Below are 17,816 nucleotides of genomic sequence, written 5' to 3'. Positions count from 1 at the left end.
TGGCCGACGGATATTGAATAGAACAGGCCGGACGCTGTGCTAAAGCCTCGCTACACCCTACAGGAAAGTGTCATTGCAGAATTTCCAGGAGATAAACGTGTCTGAACGATGAAGCTCATCCCATCACCACGATGTTAAGGAATAACAGGGCCTATTGAAACTCAATAAACGCATAAAAAAAACCGCCACTTTGTAAAAAGTGGCGGTTTGGTTTTACTTAATTGGTACGAAGCTTTTGAAGCTCCAGTAGGAAGTTGTTATTCAACACTTTGATATAGGTTCCCTTCATCCCTAATGAACGAGACTCGATAACCCCTGCACTTTCCAGTTTTCTAAGGGCATTAACAATCACTGACCTTGTAATTCCTACACGGTCGGCAATTTTACTTGCTACAAGCAGCCCTTCGTTCCCTTCCAGCTCTTCAAAAATGTGTTCGATAGCTTCAAGTTCACTATAGGATAGGGAGCTGATCGCCATTTGTACGACGGCTTTGCTTCGTGCTTCCTGTTCGATTTCTTCTGTTTTTTCATGAAGAATTTCCATACCAACTACAGTAGCCCCGTATTCAGCTAGCAGAAGGTCATCTTCATTAAAATTACTATTCAGACGGCTCAGAATAAGCGTACCTAAACGCTGGCCACCACCAATGATCGGAACGATTGTTGTTAGACCATTTTCAAACAGTTCACGGTTTTCAACAGGGAAAGCCGTGTATTCACTGTTGATATCGATATCCGGCGTAGTTTCTTCTATTTTGAATAGGTTTTGTGTGTACTCTTCCGGGAATTGACGCTCAGAAAGCATGGCCTTCATTCGCTCATTCTCAATTTCCTGATTAATGGCAAAGCCTAAAAGCTTCCCTCGACGGCTTAAGACGAATGTATTCGCCTCAATCACGTCTCGCATTGTTGCGGACATATCATTGAAGTCCACGGATTTACCTGTGGTTTTTTGCAGCATTGCATTGATTTTACGTGCACGGTCTAATAGTTTCATGTTCATTTCCTCCTTGTTGTTCACCCTATAAAATAAATCGACTCAAATCTTTGTTTTTTACAATAGATGATAGTTTGCTGTCTACATACTGCGGTGTGATTTCAATGGTTTCCATCGTTACGTCAGGGGCTTCAAAAGATAAATCCTCAAGCAGTTTTTCTAAAATCGTATGCAGTCTCCGCGCCCCAATGTTATCTGTTTCCTGATTTACTTCATGAGCGATTTCTGCGAGTCTAGTAATAGCATCGTCAGAAAATTCAACCTTTATACCTTCTATTTCAAGTAATGCCTTATATTGTTTCAAAAGAGCATTCGAAGGCTCAGTTAAAATGTTCTTGAAGTCAGAAACACTGAGTTTATTCAACTCTACACGGATGGGAAACCTTCCCTGCAGTTCTGGAATTAAGTCCGAAGGCTTCGCCATATGGAAAGCACCGGCAGCAACAAATAGAATATGGTCAGTTGCAACAGGTCCGTATTTCGTGACGACCGTCGAGCCTTCGACGATTGGAAGGATGTCTCTTTGCACACCTTCCCGTGATACATTCGCCTGGTTGTCAACCTTGGCCGCCACTTTATCGATCTCATCAATAAAGATCATCCCGGCTTGTTCTACTTTAGCTACAGCATCCTGACCGACTTCATCCATATCCACCAATTTGCCTGCTTCTTCCTGTGTTAATACTTTTCGTGCTTCGGAAACAGGAAGTTTACGTTTCTTTTTCTTTTTCGGCATGAATTGACTGAATGCATCCTGCATATTCATACCCATCTGTTCCATACCGGAGCCTTGCATCATGTCAAACATGGAAGATTGAGATTCTTCCACCTCGATGGTTACCATACGGTCCTCCAGCTCACCAAGATCCAATTGATGACGAATACGGCTTCTTTTTGTCTCTATTTCCGCTTCTTCGCTCTTTTCATCAGGCTCAACTTCCTGTTGATTGCCTTGATTAAAGATCATCTCAAATGGGTTTTTGAAATTATTGGACTGTTTTTTCTTAGAAGGGACGAGCAGTTTTACAAGGCGCTTGTTCGCTTGTTCTTCTGCTCTGTCTTTCACAGCCTCCATTTTCTCTTCCTTCACCATACGTACGGCCATTTCCACTAAGTCACGTACCATGGATTCCACATCACGTCCTACGTAACCGACCTCAGTGAATTTGGTAGCTTCTACTTTAACAAAAGGAGCCCCGACTAATTTCGCTAAACGACGGGCAATTTCAGTTTTACCTACTCCTGTAGGCCCCATCATCAAGATGTTTTTCGGTACGATTTCATCTTTTAAATCATCTGTTAGCTGCATGCGGCGATACCTGTTACGAAGAGCAATGGCTACAGATCGCTTCGCGCTCTCCTGGCCAATAATATATTGATCAAGTTTTTCAACAATTTGTCTTGGAGTCAAGTTTAATGACATACATGGTCCCCCTTAATCGAGAACTTCCAGAATTATTTGATCATTAGTAAACACGCAGATCTCTCCTGCAACCTCAAGTGCTGCTTTGGCAATTTGAGAAGCAGATTGTTCCGGTGAATAACGTTTCAAGGCTCTCCCTGCACTCAGAGCGAAGTTACCACCTGAACCGATAGCAAGAATACCATCGTCCGGTTCTATTACTTCCCCAGTACCTGATACAAGAAACATATTTTCTTTATCCATGACGATCAGCATCGCTTCTAATTTCCTCAGAACGCGATCACTCCGCCACTCTTTGGCAAGTTCTACAGAAGCTCTAGCAAGGTTCCCATCATAGCTTTCCAGCTTTCCTTCAAACTTCTCAAATAGAGTAAAAGCATCGGCCACAGAACCAGCGAAGCCTGCTAATACTTGATCATTAAATAATCGGCGGACTTTCCTTGCCTTGTGTTTCATCACTACTTGATTTCCTAATGTAACCTGACCATCTCCGCTCATCGCACACTCTCCGTTGTGCTGGACGGCGAAGATCGTTGTTGCATGAAATTGCTGCTCCATTATTTTCACCTCTTATTCGCTCGGGGATGACTGTTCATATATACATTTTTCAATCGATCTTTCGATACGTGCGTATAAATCTGAGTGGAAGAGAGCCGTTCATGCCCTAACAATTCCTGTACAGAGCGCAGATCTGCCCCTTCGTTCAGCAGGTGGGTAGCAAACGAATGCCTCAATTTATGGGGGTGAATATCCACCGTCATTGCAGCATTTTCCACCATTTTTTTCAATATAAGCCTGATCCCATCGGCTGTTAAAGGACCGCCTTTAGCATTCAAAAACAACCGTTTACTCGATGTATTTTTCTTAGAAGCCAATTGATTCCTGCCATCATTTATATATGTGTGAAGTGATTTTGCAGCAAACTGCCCATATGGAACGTAGCGGTCTTTACTTCCTTTTCCATGAACAAGAGCTGTATTCAATGAAAAATCAAGATCAGAGAGGTCCATTTTCACACATTCACTGACACGTATACCCGTTCCATAAAGAAGTTCGATGAGAGCCTGGTTTCTCTGTCCTAAGGGCGTATGAAGATCACTCACTGTGAATAGTTTCTCTAATTCTTCTTCATAGAAGAAGTTCGGTATAGGACTTTCTTTCTTAGGCAACACCACATTTAAAAATGGGTTCTGACCGACAATTTCTTCTCGTTCTAAAAAACGGAAATAGCTTCTCAAACTTGATATTTTTCTGGAGACTGTCCTTCTTGAATGCTGCGCATCATACTGCCTTGATAAAAAGATTCGAATGATGGGGTATTCACATTCCTGAATCGTTACCCCCTCGGATGTGAGAAACGATTCAAATTCATCCAAATCCCTTCCGTAATGTTTTAAAGTAAGAGGCGAAGCGTTTTTTTCAATTTGAAGGTATTCCATAAAAAGATCTTTGTATGACTGCATAATTCCTGCCACCTCTCAAAGGCGTCTAAATTTTATCACAACACTCATAGACATAACAATGCATTTAATTAAAATGTAACAAAATTCTGAATTGTTTCCAACTCTTAATAACCAAGGAGTCTCAGAAATCGTAGTTTCATTAGGATATGTGTCAAGTATGTATACTTACCAAAGCGTAATTATAGCGTCCCATATTATAGCTGTCAATCAAAAACTTACGTTCCATAAAAACTGGTCATCGATTTCATAATTTATCCCTATTCTTTAAGTCTTAGGTTGCACCTTTGATCTGTTTAGCAGCTGTCATGTAATCCAACATCTGTTGAAACAAATAAAAAAGAGTCTATAACTAAAAGGATAGTCATAGACTCTTGGTTTTATAACTAGATCATGATTGAGGCTCTTCTTTATAGTCACATTCGGTACACTGAATCTGAGTGCCCTTCTTCGACTTCTTCTCCACAAGGAGAGATTCACATTTCGGACAAGGTCTGCTGATTGGCTTATCCCAAGATATGAAGTCACAATCAGGATAGTTTTCACAACCAAAGAACTTGCGGTTTTTCTTACTTTTCCGTTCAACGACTTCTCCATCTTTACATTTCGGACAAGTGACTCCGACCTTTTTAAGAATCGGTTTCGTATTGCGGCAGTCAGGGAAATTCGAGCATGCAAGGAACTTCCCGTACCTCCCCATTTTATAGACCATTTCATGCCCACATTTCTCGCAATCAATTCCTGCAGGCTCATCTTTTATTTCAATTTCTTCCATTTCTTTTTCCGCTTTTTCTAAGCGAGGCTGAAAACCATTATAGAATTGGCTGATGATATTCACCCAATCCTCTTTTCCATCCTCAATTGCATCAAGGTCATCTTCCATACCTTTCGTAAAATCGACGTCAATGATTTCCGGGAAGTACTCTCTCAATTGCTCAAGAACAATTTCTCCGAGCTCCGTTGGAATAAAACGTTTATTATCCAGAGCGACATAACCACGACGCTGAATGGTATCAAGGGTTGGTGCATAAGTTGAAGGACGCCCGATCCCGAGCTCCTCAAGTGTCTTAACCAGACGCGCTTCCGTATACCTTGGAGGAGGCTGCGTGAAGTGTTGGTTCGGTTGGATTTCTTCTGCTTTTACAGTCATCCCTTCTTCAAGATGAGGCAAAAGCTTGTCTTTCTCTTTCTTATTATCATCCCGACCTTCAATATACACTTTCATAAACCCTTTGAATTTCACTTCAGAACCTGTAGCTCTGAATTCCACCCCTTCATTGTAAAGGTGTACAGTCATTGTATCCAACACGGCTGGCGCCATTTGGCTTGCTATAAACCTGTCCCAAATCAATTTATACAGACGATACTGATCACGGGATAATATGCTCTTCATAGCTTTTGGATCACGATCTGCTCCTGTAGGCCTGATGGCCTCGTGTGCATCTTGTGCTCCTTCTTGCTTTTTGGCCCCTTTGCTTTGACCAAGAAACTCTTTACCGAAATTACCTTCGATGTATTGCTTAGCGTCCTCTTTGGCCGAATTCGACAAACGTGTGGAATCCGTACGCATATACGTAATTAAACCAGTAGTCCCCTGCTTTCCGCCAAGATCGATTCCTTCATAAAGCTGTTGAGCAATCATCATTGTCTTCTTCGCACGGAAGTTCAATTTACGTGCCGCTTCCTGCTGCAGTGAGGAAGTGGTGAAAGGAAGAGACGGGTTCCTTTTTCTTTCTCTTTTGTTTACTTTCTCTACAGAGAAATCTTTTCCTTTCATCCGCTTTTGGATTTCATCAACATCATCCTGTGTTTTCAAATCCTTTTTCTTGCCATCAACACCGTAAAAGGAACCTTCAAAGGTCTCTTTTTCTTTTAAGAAATCAGCTTCAATGGTCCAATATTCTTCGGGTTGGAATTTTTTAATTTCATTTTCGCGATCAATGATAATTTTCACGGCAACGGATTGAACACGACCCGCACTCAAGCCCTTTTTCACTTTCTTCCAAAGAATCGGGCTGATGTTATATCCGACAAGGCGGTCAAGAATCCGGCGGGCCTGTTGAGCATCCACCAGATCTGAATCGATCGATCTCGGGTGTTTAAATGAATCTTTTATTGCTTCTTTGGTGATTTCGTTGAAAACGACTCTACAATCTGAAGTATCATCAATTTCCAAACTGTGGGCTAAATGCCAGGCAATCGCTTCCCCTTCACGGTCGGGGTCGGCAGCGAGATAAACTTTCTTTGCCTTTTTGGCGGCGGTTTTTAGCTCTTTTAAAACAGGGCCTTTTCCCCTGATCGTTATATATTTGGGATTGAATTCATTTTCAACGTCCACACCCATTTGACTCTTAGGCAAGTCACGCACATGTCCAAGGGATGCTTTGACTTTATATTTCTTTCCCAGGTATCGTTCAATTGTTTTTGCTTTTGCAGGTGATTCTACTATTACCAGATAATCTGCCATATAGGTTCCTCCCATAGAGGTGTTTTCTCTTTATGTTTCATACACTCTTTTTACATTTTTGTTTTTTTAATTTACCTATCGCTCTAAAACTTAATCAAATGGAAAAAGGAAGCCTAACTGTCTTCTCCAGTAAGAAAAAGTCACTCGAACGTGGTCATCTTTCCATGCTAGTGGGTGAATCAGCTTTTTATAAAATAAATCTTCCCTATTATTAAATACAATGAAACCGTTTGTCAAACATATATTTTTCAAAAAAGTCACAAATTGGTCCAATCTCACCCTTGAATGTAACACCTTTGTAACGGATTATTCAAATTTTTCTAACCAATCTTCCAGAATGTCGTGATACGTATGAACCAATTTTGCGCCCTCATTAATCATTTTATGACACCCTTCACTGGTTATCCTTCCTGCAGGGCCCGGAAGTGCATAAACATCTTTCCCCTGCTCCAAGGCCTGGTCTACTGTAATCAATGTTCCACTCTTCAATCGAGCTTCAATGACAAAGGTACTCGGAGTCAATCCGGCGATCAGGCGGTTTCGCTCAGGGAAATGATACTTTTTCGGGGGGCAGTTTGGCGGGTATTCACTAATGACTAAGTGATTTACAGACAAGTTATGGTATAGTGCAGGGTTGTTCTTAGGATAAATATGCTGAAATCCAGAACCGAGAACTGCAATTGTTTTTCCATTGTATTCACTTGCTAACGTGTGGGCAAGTTGATCAATTCCCTGTGCCATCCCACTGACTATGGTAAAGCCGGATTTTATAAGAGGAATAAGTACAGCTTTCATAGAAGGAAATGCATACGATGACGGCTTCCGAGTGCCGATTACACTGATGGAAAGGGGGTTATGAAAAAAAGATACATCTCCTTGCGTATAAAGGACATAAGGTGGGTCGGGAATCGTTTTTAAAGACTCTGGATAAGTATGATCAAAGACGGTGACAATTGTATATTTTTGATCATATATGTCGAGTTTCTTCATTATATTAGGTGCTGTTATATGACGGAGGATGGATTGTGATCTAGAAAGAGGAATGGATAGATCTTTGGATAACTGTGAAGCTGAACATGAAAAGGGGTGAAATAAAGAAGCATCAATCTGAAGTAATTTTCTCACGAGCGGTCTTGTCATGTGAGGAGAATCATGAAGAAGGAGTAAGCGTGTTCTACGGTCTTTCATCAGGCACCTCATTTCCATAATTTAGAGGCCGTACCTGTTCATCGATACGGCCTCTTTCTTCATTTAATTAGTGGGTTTTACACTTATCGAATAAATTCTGATCTTTTAAAACCCCGATTAATGTTTCACCCATCACTGAAGGTGTTTCAGCCACTTGGATTCCACATTCGTTCATGACACGGATTTTTTCATCAGCCGTACCTTTACCACCGGAAATAATTGCACCAGCGTGGCCCATGCGTTTTCCTGGAGGGGCTGTACGACCGCCAATGAAGCCGACGACAGGTTTGTTCATGTTCGCTTTCACCCATTCAGCTGCTTCCTCCTCGGCAGTTCCGCCAATTTCACCAATCATGATGACCGCTTCAGTATCAGGGTCTTCATTGAAAGCCTTCAGGACATCGATGAAATCGGTCCCATTCACAGGGTCACCGCCGATTCCTACCGCAGTGGATTGACCAATGCCAGCTTCAGAAAGCTGATGGACCGCTTCATATGTCAGTGTACCAGAACGAGAAACGACGCCTACATGACCTTTTTTATGGATGTAACCAGGCATGATGCCGATCTTACATTCATCAGGAGTGATGACACCAGGACAGTTCGGTCCCACAAGGCGAGTTTTCTTTCCTTCCATGTAACGTTTAACTTTGATCATATCCAAAACAGGAATATGTTCAGTGATGCAAATAGCAAGATCCATTTCTGAATCTGTCGCTTCCATGATGGCATCCGCTGCAAACGGTGCAGGGACATATATGACGGAAGCATTTGCTCCAGTTTTCTCTACAGCTTCTGCAACTGTATTAAAGACTGGAATTCCTTCAACCTCAGTGCCGCCTTTACCAGGCGTTACACCGCCCACAATTTGTGTACCATACTCAACCATTTGTTTTGTATGGAAAAGTGCTGTCGATCCTGTAATTCCTTGAACAATGACTTTTGTGTTCTTATCAATATATACACTCATCTGATTACCCGCCTTTCTTACTTGACTAGTTCAACGATTTTTTGTGCGCCTTCTGCCATAGAATCTGCAGAAGTGATGTTCAAGCCTGATTCATCAAGAATTTTCTTCCCAGCATCTACGTTCGTACCTTCCAGACGAACAACGAGCGGCAATGTAAGTCCGATTTGTTTCGTCGCTTCAACCACACCCTCAGCGATGACATCACATTTCATAATGCCTCCGAAGATGTTAACGAAAATTCCTTTTACATTTTCATCAGAAAGGATGATTTTGAAAGCTTCGGTAACTTTTTCTGTTGTAGCGCCGCCTCCGACATCCAGGAAGTTGGCAGGGTCTCCACTATAGTGTTTGATTGTATCCATGGTAGCCATCGCAAGACCTGCACCATTAACCATACAGCCAATGTTTCCATCAAGTGCGATGTAACTAAGGTCGTATTTGGATGCTTCTACTTCTTTTGGATCTTCTTCTTCAAGATCACGAAGTTCAGCAATGTCTTTTTGACGGAAAAGAGCGTTATCGTCAAAGTTTAACTTGGAGTCAAGCGCCATTACTTCCCCGTCACCTGTTGTAACAAGTGGGTTGATTTCTGCAACAGAGCAATCCTTTTGTACAAAGACGTCATAAAGGCCAAGCATAAACTTAACTGCTTTTCCTAAAGATTCTTTCGGAATATTAATATTAAATGCAAGTCGACGCGCCTGGAATGGTGTAAGACCTGTCACAGGATCAATGACTTCTTTGAAGATTTTTTCAGGAGTCTTTTCTGCGACTTCCTCAATTTCTGTGCCACCTTCTTCAGATGCCATCATCGTCACACGGCTAGTCGCGCGATCGAGAACAAGACCGACATAGTACTCGCTCTTAATATCGCAGCCTTCTTCGATAAGTAAGCGCTTTACTTCTTTGCCTTCTGGTCCAGTCTGATGGGTTACAAGAGTTTTTCCTAGTATTTCGTCAGCGTATGTACGCACCTCGTCAAGATTTTTAGCAATTTTGACTCCGCCGGCTTTCCCGCGGCCACCTGCGTGGATCTGCGCTTTGACAACTGTGACATCGCTACCTAATTTCTTTGCTGCTTCGACAGCTTCATCTACGGTATATGCGACGTGTCCATTTGGCACAGATACGCCAAAATCACGCATGATTTCTTTTCCTTGATACTCGTGAATGTTCATGTTTCATCCTCCCATCAAATTTCACTGCATGTACATTGTATAAAAAAACGCTATCAATTGTCCATACTAAGCTAGATATCTGTCGAAAAATTCAATAGATTACCAGGTATATTATTATGTAAACTAGATTAAAAATGATAAATTTACCCTATCCATTTCCTCCAAACATCCCCTCGATTGAGGAAAACTCATTTTCAATATTTCTGGTTAGTGAATGGAGCTGCGGGGAATATCTTGCTTTCCACGGGATCGCGGGGAGCCTCTGCCATTAGAAAGGAACTTCCCAGATCTATGGAGCGCTCAAATCTGTGTTTTCCCCAATAAAATGCTGTTACAAAGCGCCTTATGTCTACTGGACAAGCGGAAATATGCGTCCCTTGAGGGTTCGTTTATCACCATCACCCATGGGATGCTGGGAAGCTGCGAGACTCCTACACAGGAGTACCAATGCGGCATTCACCTGGTTAGGCACGACTGGAAATACAAGGCCATGAACACCGAAAACAACTCGATGACGAGCCTTCACTATCCTGTCATAGCCTTACAAAAGTGTTATTTATTAAGTTCCTGCTCAACGTTGTAAATGAAGGCGAAAACTTCAGCAACCACCTGATAAAGATCTTCCGGGATTTGTTCATTGATGTTCAACTCCGAAAGCAATTCGACGAGCGTAGCGTCTTCTTGTACAGGAACTTGATGCTCTTCTGCTGCTTTTAATATATTTTCAGCAATGATGCCCTTCCCTTTTGCCACAACCTCGGGAGCAGCCGCTTTTTCAGATTGATAAGTCAAAGCAATGGCTTCTTTTCTTTTTTCATTCATATTCTGAGATCCACCCCTTCTATCCCCTCCTCATTTATGTTGGACCCAGGGGTTTTCGAGACTTCTTTCGTGACACGTGCCTTCAAAGAGTTCAATTCAAACCCCGCCTTTTCTAAGCCTATTTCTAATTTCTGTTGATACGGTTTGAAAAGCTTTTCCAGCTCTGGTTTCTCATTATAAATGACGACAGAGACACGGCGTTCAACGATCTGAAGGTCTATGACGGTTTCCTCCAGCTGAGAAAGATGTAAGTAGAACATGACATGACAATAGTCAGAATCTATTTGGCCATCCTCATTCTTCCGTCCCTCCATGTTCATGTGAACATCCTTTAAAGCCCCTAAGAAATCACCTGGAAATTGAAGGGCTATTTGCAGTGTTTGAGGGTTATCCTGGTAGGACGCAATTTGAGTGCCATTGATGAGGTTTATCAGTCGATTTGCCGTATCTGCTTTTACTTCTGAACCTTCATTTGCCGCCTTGATGAGCAACGATTTTAATGAGCTTTCTGACTGCACAGGTACATCACCCTTTTCAAGGGCTCTTGCTAGAAAATGCTCATCATTGAAACCTGTTTCATTTACTATTGCTTTCAATTGGATCCACATTTTGTCTTTGTCAGATACGGATACATGTTGACTTAATGCGTGCAATGATTCAACAAGGAGCTTTTGCTGCTCCATTGATAGTTGTTTTCCAAATAATTTTTGCATAGTAGCAACAAAAGAACTAAATTCAGTTCTTGTAAAAGGGGGTTTTTCAATCTGGCTCTGATCTGAAAAAGTGACGGCTTTATCCATAAAAACCTTAGTGGACTCCTGCAAATGCGGAGTTATTCGTGCTAATATTTTTTGGTCCACCATTTTCCTTAAAGTCTCCGACCAATGGCTGCGTATTTGGCGAGGCAACATGGAGAAATCACTGTCAGAAGGCTGCGGTGCCCAGAGTGACAGGATTTTTTCCGATGTATTCATCCATTGTTTGATCGTTTGATTTTCTGAAGCTGTCAGAGGCAGTTGATTTAGTAACAACTGATGTAAAGAAACCGCTACCCGTCTTTTTGAAAAAGGTAACGTATCCATGGCGGGGTTGTTTTGAGACCACTCTTCCTGAAATGATGAGAGGGTATGCTTATTGTCTATGAGCGTGGCTTTCTTAAGGAGATGAAAAGTCACTTGTGAACCCTGTGCTAGTTTAGAGCTTAATCTATTCAAAGCATCCCTGTCTGCATAGGGGTTTGGTTCTGCTCGTAAAGTTCGAATCATTGATAAAATTTTTTCGTCAGAAAGAGAGAGTGATTTTCCGCCTAATTGGTGCTCAACATCTGACAAAGCTTGAGAATATTCAACTGTGTATTTCATAGATAATGCCGCATATACAGAAGGTTGAATGGGCATCTTCCTGCTTACCATATGTAGTAATAGATCGCGTGAAAATGGCTGGTTGGAAGAAGACTGTACCAAGCTGAACGCTTGGACCAAATCTTTCTTATTCAATGGTACCTTTAAATTAACGATAGCTTTCATCAGTGACAGGTTGTCTTTGTTTACTTTTACACCTATTTGCTTTAAAAGCGATGCATGATCTAATTGTTCTGAACGCGCTTCAGAACGAGAGACAGCTCGTAATAAGAGAGATGGTTCAACCTGCTCGATTTGGAATAAATAAGATGAACCTTTCATCAACGACTGACTCACGATAGCTTCCACACTTTTCTTTCCCAAGTTCACCACAACTTTGTTGTCTTGCAGGGATTGAATGACTTTCCCTTTTATCAGTTGGCCTGATTTAAGTTCAGCAGACAGAGGTGCGTGGGTAGATAAACGTGTAAGACCATTGATTATATGATTCATCTCTTTTTCATCCCTTTCTTAAAGCAGATCTTTCACAGGGGCAAATGTTTTTCTATGAACCGGAGAGGGCCCGTGACTTTTTAGTGCTTCGACGTGTGGTTTTGTTCCATATCCCTGATTGTTACGGAACTCGTACATTGGATACCTTTCGTCTATTTCAGCCATCATGCGGTCTCTTGTCACTTTGGCAATGACACTTGCTGCAGCAATCGAAACACTTCTCTCGTCCCCTTTAATGAGCTTTGTTTGAGGACTCGAAATCGCGTCCAGTTCCATCGCATCAATTAGTAAATGTTCCGGTTGCCCTGAAAGATCTCCAACGGCTCTCTTCATAGCAAGTTTAGATGCTTGATATATGTTGATTTGATCTATCTCTTCATTCGTGACAATACCTACACCCCAATCAGCATCGGCTTTGATCCGCTCAAAGTATGCCTCCCGATTCTTCAAAGAAAGCTTCTTCGAATCATTCAGTCCTTCTAAGTAATAATCACGAGGTAAAATAACAGCACCGGCCACAACAGGACCGGCAATGGGCCCTCGCCCTGCTTCGTCTATTCCTGCAATCTGTGTGAATCCACGTTGGAAGAGATCTTCTTCAAAGACCATCATTTTCTCATACTGACTTCTCAGCTCTTGCTTTTGACGAATTTCCTTATGGTAACGCTGCACAAGTTGCTGTACCCCTTTTCTCGAATCCTCTTTAAACAAAGCTAACTCTTGAGAGGTTAATGTATCGTCATTCAGTCTTTCCTTTACCTGGGCTACTGTCAATTGGGTCATGAAGCTTAAACCCTCCATTTCTTATCATATCGGACAATTTTCATCATTCTAAAATCAAATAATCGCTTTCTATTTAATATAAAAATGTTACCACTGGGATGGATTTGTGTGAACATTAATGCTTGAGACACTAATATGGCCATGGATGAATGATTTAGAGGTGCAATTCATAAATAAGCTCATAAAAGAAAGCGCAAGGGCCTGGAGCCTCTTTGCGCTTTCTTTTATGAGTCAGGGTGTTCAAGGGTGATCATACCCAGCTTCCCTGTTCGTAAGTCTTGTAAGATAATGTCAGAGACTTTTTCGAAATTAATCCGGCCTCCACTTTCGAGGCAGCCTCGTTTTTTCCCAATGGTCTCAAATGCTTCCATCATATCATCCACATTCTCAAGACTAAATCTCTCTTCAAGCCGTTCTGGATAGGATTGATGGAGAAAATGAAGGACATAGGCGGCTACATCTTCTTTAGGAAGGATTTGATCTTTAATCGTGCCAATCGCAGCTAAGCGATATCCAACTTCCTCTTCTTCGAACTTCGGCCATAGAATTCCAGGGGTATCAAGCAATTCAAATTCTTTTTTTACTTTTATCCACTGCTGCTTCGTGGTGACGCCTGGTTTATCTCCTGTTTTAGCCATTTTCTTGTTGGCCAGTCTATTGATCAACGTTGATTTACCTACGTTCGGGATGCCTATGATCATCGCCCGTGAGGCTCTTGGACGGATGCCTTTCGCTTTGAGTTTATCCATTTTCTCTTTACCTAACTCTTTTGCCAGCTGGACAACTTTCTGTACATCCTGTTTATGATTTGCCTCAATTGCGACGGCTGGAATACCTTGTTCTTTAAAATGTTCAATCCACTCCGTGGTAACATGGGTGTCGGCGAGATCTTTTTTCATCAACACCATCATTTTTGGCTTTTCTTGTAGCGTGTTATGAAGCATGGGGTTCTGAGAAGACATTGGGGCACGTGCATCTACGAGTTCAATTACGAAATCCACGAGTTTAAGTTTCTCAGCGACTTCCCTTTTTGCTTTGGCCATGTGGCCCGGGAACCATTGAATGGTCATATAGATCCTCCTAGTTCACAAGCTGGATGCGATTTAATGGCCAATAGGAAACAACAGCTTCCCCTACCATCTGCTCTTGATCAATCATGCCGAGCATCCTGCTGTCTGTCGAGTTGTTGCGGTTATCACCAAGCACGAACAAATGACCCTCCGGGACTTCTTTGTAGTTGCCTGGCATATCCTCTTCCATGATGAAGTCATCAGTCAACGGGCGGGTGCCACTTAATTGCTGTTTACGTTCATCAAGAAAAGGTTCTTCCACGGGTTCTCCATTTACATAGAGTTGATCATCTTCATAGGCAATATGATCACCAGGAAGGCCGATCACCCGTTTGATATAGTCTTTACGTTCTGTTGCATGAAATACAACGACATCAAATCGCTCCGGCGATCCAAGCGTATAATTGAGTTTGCTCACGATCAAATGATCTCCGCTATGTAAAGTGGTCAACATGGAAGGTCCTTCAACGACGACGGGTGCAAACAAAAACACTCTTACGATGACAGCTAATACACCGGCGATAAGAAATGCTTTCAACCAGTCCAACCATTGTTGTTTCATCATTATCCCTTCTTCCTTGAATGAAGGAGTCTGGAGCGGCAAAACCACAGTATACAGGCTGTAGAGACACAGCCTTTCCATAATACAGGGTTAAATTTGCTGCTGAATGCTCGCTTGTCTTATGTTATAGTCTTATAAATCATATCATAAATTTCATAAACCTTGGTTCCATTTTCATTTAGCATTGTTTTTGAAAACTCAATTTTGAAAGTCTCATGAGGGGTTAGATGCTTTTGAAAAATCATGTCTCGAAAATAATACCTATAGATAAGTAGAAAAAAGGAGCTTGACATCGCAAGCTCCTTTTCACTGAAATTAGATAATTTCTTTAATACGTGCCGCTTTACCGCGTAGGTTACGCAAGTAGTAAAGTTTCGCACGACGTACTTTACCACGACGAGTACGCTCGATCTTAGCGATACGTGGAGAATGAACTGGGAATGTACGCTCAACACCTGTTCCGTAAGTAATCTTACGAACAGTGAATGTTTCGCTGATTCCGCCGTTCTGACGCTTGATGACAACACCTTCGAATACCTGGATACGTTCACGTGTACCTTCGACAACTTTCACGTGTACTTTCACAGTATCACCAGGACGGAAATCAGGGTGATCCGAACGAAGTTGTTCTTTTGTAATGTCATGAATCAATTGTTGCATGATTTTCACTCCTTTTTAACTAATGCTCTTGTCTTCTAAGAGGCAGCGGAACATCGTTTTCCACTTAAACCGTACGTTTAAGCACAAGATTTAATATACCATATGGAGAGACAAACATCAACAGGGCTCAACGATTTTTCCACTCTTCCACCCACGTTTGTTCTTTCACAGATAATTCTCTTCCTTCAAGCAGATCCGGTCTTCTCTCATAGGTTCGTTTTAATGACTGATAATGACGCCATTCATCGATTTTAGCATGGTTTCCTGACAAAAGAACATCCGGTACTTTGTGACCTCGAAAATCCGCCGGTCTCGTATAATGCGGATGCTCCAGCAAACCGTTTGAGAATGAGTCCATTGGGGCCGACTGTTCATTACCGAGAACTCCTGGAAGAAGTCGGACTACGGAATCAATGACAACCATCGCACCAAGCTCTCCACCAGTAAGGACATAGTCACCGATGGAAATTTCATCGGTCACCAGTTCCTGTCTGATCCGTTCATCATACCCTTCATAATGGCCGCAAATAAAGACAAGATGATCTTCTTCGGAAAGTTCTTCCGCTTTTTGCTGGGAGTAGGGTTCTCCCTGCGGGCAAAGAAGCACGACACGTGGAGGTTTTTCTGCTGTGTCTTTGATGGACTGAATGCTGTCAAAGATGGGCTGCGGGGATAGAACAAGCCCCGCTCCTCCACCATAAGGGTAATCATCAACTTTATTGTGCTTGTTTTCAGTGTAATCACGGAAATTGACATACTGATGTGAAAAGGCGCCTTGTTCCTGAGCACGCTTCATGATGGAATTCTGCAGTACACCATCAAACATTTCTGGAAAAAGTGTCAGAATATCGATATGCATTAGTCTAGCAGCCCCTCTATTGGATCGATGATGATGGTTTTCCGCTCCGGATCCACTTCTTTAACGACAGGTTCGATATACGGAATGAGAACATCCGGCTGATTCTTACGCTTCACAACCCAAACGTCGTTCGCGCCAGGGGTAAGAATTTCTTTGATTTCACCTAACTCTTCTCCTGACTCTAAAAACACGGTACACCCAATGATTTCATAAAAATAGAATTCATGATCATCAAGCTCTTCATGATCTTCTTCTGAAACCATCAGCTTTCCATTCTTGTATCCTTCGACATCATTAATCGTAGGATGATCCTCAAAGCTTACAAGGTCGAAACCTTTATGATTACGGTGTGTCCGAATGACCAGTGGTTTCGGCTCGCTGTTATCACTTACCCAATACAAAAGCTGACCTGGTTCAAATCGTTCATCAAAATCAGTGACACGATGAACTTTCACTTCTCCTTTGATGCCGTGTGTGTTTATGATTTTACCAACATTAAATAACTGTTTTTCCATGAGTGCAATTACCTCGCTCGTATGACTTTTCCGTCTTCCACGACGATTTGACGATCCTGAATGACCTGTTCCCATTGATCGCCTTCTTCAACTTCAATCAATGCCTGTACTTCATCCGTTTCAAGTTCACTTCCATCTGGCAGGATATCCAACTGTTTACGTTGATATTCCAGCCACTTCAGTTGATCTTTTCTCCGACCGATTTCTTTCGAAAAACGCCGCTCCACTTCCTGCCTGGAAACCCCGGGCTTACGTTCCAGCTTTTTCTGTTCAAACGAAAGCTGCCTGCATTCACGTTCCAGACGTTGGTATCTTTCGTCGAACTTTTCCTTGATTTGCGCACGGCTCGTCTCTGTCAAAATCTGTTTGACAGGTACTGTTCGGATGATCTGCATCTTTCGCCCGCCCCTCTGCTATTCCTTGAGAATAGTAAAAAAGGGAAAAGGTTTCCCTTCTCCCTTCTTACACCAATAAAATTAGTTCTCTTACATGATATCCAAATAGATCCGTTTTTCAGAATCTGAACCTGCCGCATAAACGACAGTCCGAATCGCTTTCGCAATCCGCCCGTTCTTACCGATTACTTTCCCTACGTCATCCGGGTGGACCGTTAGATGATAAACCACTTTGTGATTTTCTTCTTTCTCATCCACCACAATGTCATCAGGATGATCGACAAGCGGAGTTACGATCGTTTCGATTAAGGTTTTCATGGGATCACCACTACTTTATGATTTATTGGTTTTTCTTATCGTGGAACTGCTTCATGATGCCTTCGTTAGAGAAAAGGTTACGAACAGTGTCGCTTGGCTTCGCGCCGTTAGACATCCAGTCGATCGCTTTCTCAGCATCAAGTTTAACCTCTACAGGGTTAGCAACTGGGTTATATGTTCCGATTTGCTCGATGATACGTCCATCACGAGGAGAACGAGAATCAGCAACTACTACACGATAAAATGGGTTACGCTTAGATCCCATACGTTTTAGGCGAATTTTTACTGCCATTTTT

General features: G+C 42.2%; 19 protein-coding genes. All 19 read right to left on the bottom strand.

Translation table 11 applies throughout. From position 1 onward, the window contains the following. Positions 1-217: 217 nt before the first annotated feature. Positions 218-997, bottom strand: coding sequence for a GTP-sensing pleiotropic transcriptional regulator CodY (gene codY / locus GLW00_RS08885; protein WP_160913181.1), 780 nt, complete (start codon positions 995-997; stop codon positions 218-220). 25 nt (positions 998-1,022) lie between these two features. After that, positions 1,023-2,420 carry an ATP-dependent protease ATPase subunit HslU gene (hslU, locus tag GLW00_RS08880; protein ID WP_160913179.1) on the bottom strand — a complete coding sequence of 466 codons (1,398 nt, stop codon included), beginning with the start codon at positions 2,418-2,420 and terminating at the stop codon, positions 1,023-1,025. A gap of 12 nt (positions 2,421-2,432) precedes the next feature. Next, on the bottom strand, positions 2,433-2,978 hold the full coding sequence (hslV, locus tag GLW00_RS08875) for an ATP-dependent protease subunit HslV (RefSeq protein WP_160913177.1): 546 nt from the start codon (positions 2,976-2,978) through the stop codon (positions 2,433-2,435). A gap of 5 nt (positions 2,979-2,983) precedes the next feature. Further along, entirely contained in the window at positions 2,984-3,883 is a 900-nt protein-coding gene (gene xerC, locus GLW00_RS08870; RefSeq protein WP_160913175.1) for a tyrosine recombinase XerC, read from the bottom strand. Between the two features lie 388 nt (positions 3,884-4,271). Next, a complete protein-coding gene (gene topA, locus GLW00_RS08865) occupies positions 4,272-6,347 on the bottom strand; it encodes a type I DNA topoisomerase (protein ID WP_160913173.1) in 2,076 nt (691 codons plus the stop codon). A 306-nt stretch (positions 6,348-6,653) separates the two neighbouring features. Continuing rightward, complete coding sequence (gene dprA / locus GLW00_RS08860; protein WP_160913171.1) at positions 6,654-7,535, bottom strand: DNA-processing protein DprA; 882 nt, start codon at positions 7,533-7,535, stop codon at positions 6,654-6,656. Between the two features lie 67 nt (positions 7,536-7,602). Next, complete coding sequence (gene sucD / locus GLW00_RS08855) at positions 7,603-8,505, bottom strand: succinate--CoA ligase subunit alpha (protein ID WP_160913170.1); 903 nt, start codon at positions 8,503-8,505, stop codon at positions 7,603-7,605. Positions 8,506-8,522: 17 nt separating this feature from the next. Continuing rightward, entirely contained in the window at positions 8,523-9,683 is a 1,161-nt protein-coding gene (gene sucC / locus GLW00_RS08850; RefSeq protein WP_160912433.1) for an ADP-forming succinate--CoA ligase subunit beta, read from the bottom strand. 552 nt (positions 9,684-10,235) lie between these two features. Next, positions 10,236-10,505, bottom strand: coding sequence for an EscU/YscU/HrcU family type III secretion system export apparatus switch protein (locus tag GLW00_RS08845; protein WP_160913168.1), 270 nt, complete (start codon positions 10,503-10,505; stop codon positions 10,236-10,238). Further along, on the bottom strand, positions 10,502-12,358 hold the full coding sequence (locus GLW00_RS08840; protein ID WP_160913166.1) for a TP0910 N-terminal domain-containing protein: 1,857 nt from the start codon (positions 12,356-12,358) through the stop codon (positions 10,502-10,504). Before GLW00_RS08840 ends, GLW00_RS08845 begins: the two co-directional genes overlap by 4 nt. Positions 12,359-12,376: 18 nt before the next feature. Continuing rightward, on the bottom strand, positions 12,377-13,141 hold the full coding sequence (gene rnhB / locus GLW00_RS08835; protein WP_160913164.1) for a ribonuclease HII: 765 nt from the start codon (positions 13,139-13,141) through the stop codon (positions 12,377-12,379). A gap of 224 nt (positions 13,142-13,365) precedes the next feature. After that, on the bottom strand, positions 13,366-14,211 hold the full coding sequence (gene ylqF / locus GLW00_RS08830; RefSeq protein WP_160913162.1) for a ribosome biogenesis GTPase YlqF: 846 nt from the start codon (positions 14,209-14,211) through the stop codon (positions 13,366-13,368). 10 nt (positions 14,212-14,221) lie between these two features. Beyond that, the gene (gene lepB / locus GLW00_RS08825) at positions 14,222-14,773 is read right to left on the bottom strand and encodes a signal peptidase I (protein ID WP_160913800.1); all 552 of its coding nucleotides are present in this window, start codon (positions 14,771-14,773) and stop codon (positions 14,222-14,224) included. Positions 14,774-15,088: 315 nt separating this feature from the next. Further along, positions 15,089-15,433 (bottom strand): 50S ribosomal protein L19, encoded by a 345-nt coding sequence (gene rplS, locus GLW00_RS08820; protein ID WP_160912444.1) that lies wholly within the window; start codon positions 15,431-15,433, stop codon positions 15,089-15,091. 127 nt (positions 15,434-15,560) lie between these two features. Beyond that, entirely contained in the window at positions 15,561-16,292 is a 732-nt protein-coding gene (gene trmD / locus GLW00_RS08815) for a tRNA (guanosine(37)-N1)-methyltransferase TrmD (protein WP_160913160.1), read from the bottom strand. After that, positions 16,292-16,807 carry a ribosome maturation factor RimM gene (gene rimM / locus GLW00_RS08810; RefSeq protein ID WP_160913158.1) on the bottom strand — a complete coding sequence of 172 codons (516 nt, stop codon included), beginning with the start codon at positions 16,805-16,807 and terminating at the stop codon, positions 16,292-16,294. Before rimM ends, trmD begins: the two co-directional genes overlap by 1 nt. A gap of 8 nt (positions 16,808-16,815) precedes the next feature. Then, positions 16,816-17,202: a YlqD family protein gene (locus GLW00_RS08805; RefSeq protein ID WP_160913156.1), complete on the bottom strand. Its 387-nt coding sequence runs from the start codon at positions 17,200-17,202 to the stop codon at positions 16,816-16,818. Between the two features lie 90 nt (positions 17,203-17,292). Beyond that, positions 17,293-17,520 carry a KH domain-containing protein gene (locus GLW00_RS08800; RefSeq protein WP_089652440.1) on the bottom strand — a complete coding sequence of 76 codons (228 nt, stop codon included), beginning with the start codon at positions 17,518-17,520 and terminating at the stop codon, positions 17,293-17,295. A gap of 22 nt (positions 17,521-17,542) precedes the next feature. Next, entirely contained in the window at positions 17,543-17,812 is a 270-nt protein-coding gene (gene rpsP, locus GLW00_RS08795) for a 30S ribosomal protein S16 (RefSeq protein WP_089652441.1), read from the bottom strand. Positions 17,813-17,816: the final 4 nt, after the last annotated feature.

Origin of the sequence: Halobacillus litoralis, assembly GCF_009856445.1 — a bacterium.
In the GTDB taxonomy this organism is placed as follows: Bacteria; Bacillota; Bacilli; order Bacillales; family Halobacillaceae; genus Halobacillus; species Halobacillus litoralis.
The sequence above is the reverse complement of the archived record's forward strand: the minus strand, read 5'-3'. Positions and strand labels throughout refer to the sequence as shown.

Bases quoted from the DNA above. Each gene is read 5' to 3' on its own strand.
- codY (WP_160913181.1), bottom strand. From the start codon at position 997: ATGAAACTATTAGACCGTGCACGTAAAATCAATGCAATGCTGCAAAAA.
- hslU (WP_160913179.1), bottom strand. From the start codon at position 2,420: ATGTCATTAAACTTGACTCCAAGACAAATTGTTGAAAAACTTGATCAA.
- hslV (WP_160913177.1), bottom strand. From the start codon at position 2,978: ATGGAGCAGCAATTTCATGCAACAACGATCTTCGCCGTCCAGCACAAC.
- xerC (WP_160913175.1), bottom strand. From the start codon at position 3,883: ATGCAGTCATACAAAGATCTTTTTATGGAATACCTTCAAATTGAAAAA.
- topA (WP_160913173.1), bottom strand. From the start codon at position 6,347: ATGGCAGATTATCTGGTAATAGTAGAATCACCTGCAAAAGCAAAAACA.
- dprA (WP_160913171.1), bottom strand. From the start codon at position 7,535: ATGAAAGACCGTAGAACACGCTTACTCCTTCTTCATGATTCTCCTCAC.
- sucD (WP_160913170.1), bottom strand. From the start codon at position 8,505: ATGAGTGTATATATTGATAAGAACACAAAAGTCATTGTTCAAGGAATT.
- sucC (WP_160912433.1), bottom strand. From the start codon at position 9,683: ATGAACATTCACGAGTATCAAGGAAAAGAAATCATGCGTGATTTTGGC.
- GLW00_RS08845 (WP_160913168.1), bottom strand. From the start codon at position 10,505: ATGAATGAAAAAAGAAAAGAAGCCATTGCTTTGACTTATCAATCTGAA.
- GLW00_RS08840 (WP_160913166.1), bottom strand. From the start codon at position 12,358: ATGAATCATATAATCAATGGTCTTACACGTTTATCTACCCACGCACCT.
- rnhB (WP_160913164.1), bottom strand. From the start codon at position 13,141: ATGACCCAATTGACAGTAGCCCAGGTAAAGGAAAGACTGAATGACGAT.
- ylqF (WP_160913162.1), bottom strand. From the start codon at position 14,211: ATGACCATTCAATGGTTCCCGGGCCACATGGCCAAAGCAAAAAGGGAA.
- lepB (WP_160913800.1), bottom strand. From the start codon at position 14,773: ATGAAACAACAATGGTTGGACTGGTTGAAAGCATTTCTTATCGCCGGT.
- rplS (WP_160912444.1), bottom strand. From the start codon at position 15,433: ATGCAACAATTGATTCATGACATTACAAAAGAACAACTTCGTTCGGAT.
- trmD (WP_160913160.1), bottom strand. From the start codon at position 16,292: ATGCATATCGATATTCTGACACTTTTTCCAGAAATGTTTGATGGTGTA.
- rimM (WP_160913158.1), bottom strand. From the start codon at position 16,807: ATGGAAAAACAGTTATTTAATGTTGGTAAAATCATAAACACACACGGC.
- GLW00_RS08805 (WP_160913156.1), bottom strand. From the start codon at position 17,202: ATGCAGATCATCCGAACAGTACCTGTCAAACAGATTTTGACAGAGACG.
- GLW00_RS08800 (WP_089652440.1), bottom strand. From the start codon at position 17,520: ATGAAAACCTTAATCGAAACGATCGTAACTCCGCTTGTCGATCATCCT.
- rpsP (WP_089652441.1), bottom strand. From the start codon at position 17,812: ATGGCAGTAAAAATTCGCCTAAAACGTATGGGATCTAAGCGTAACCCA.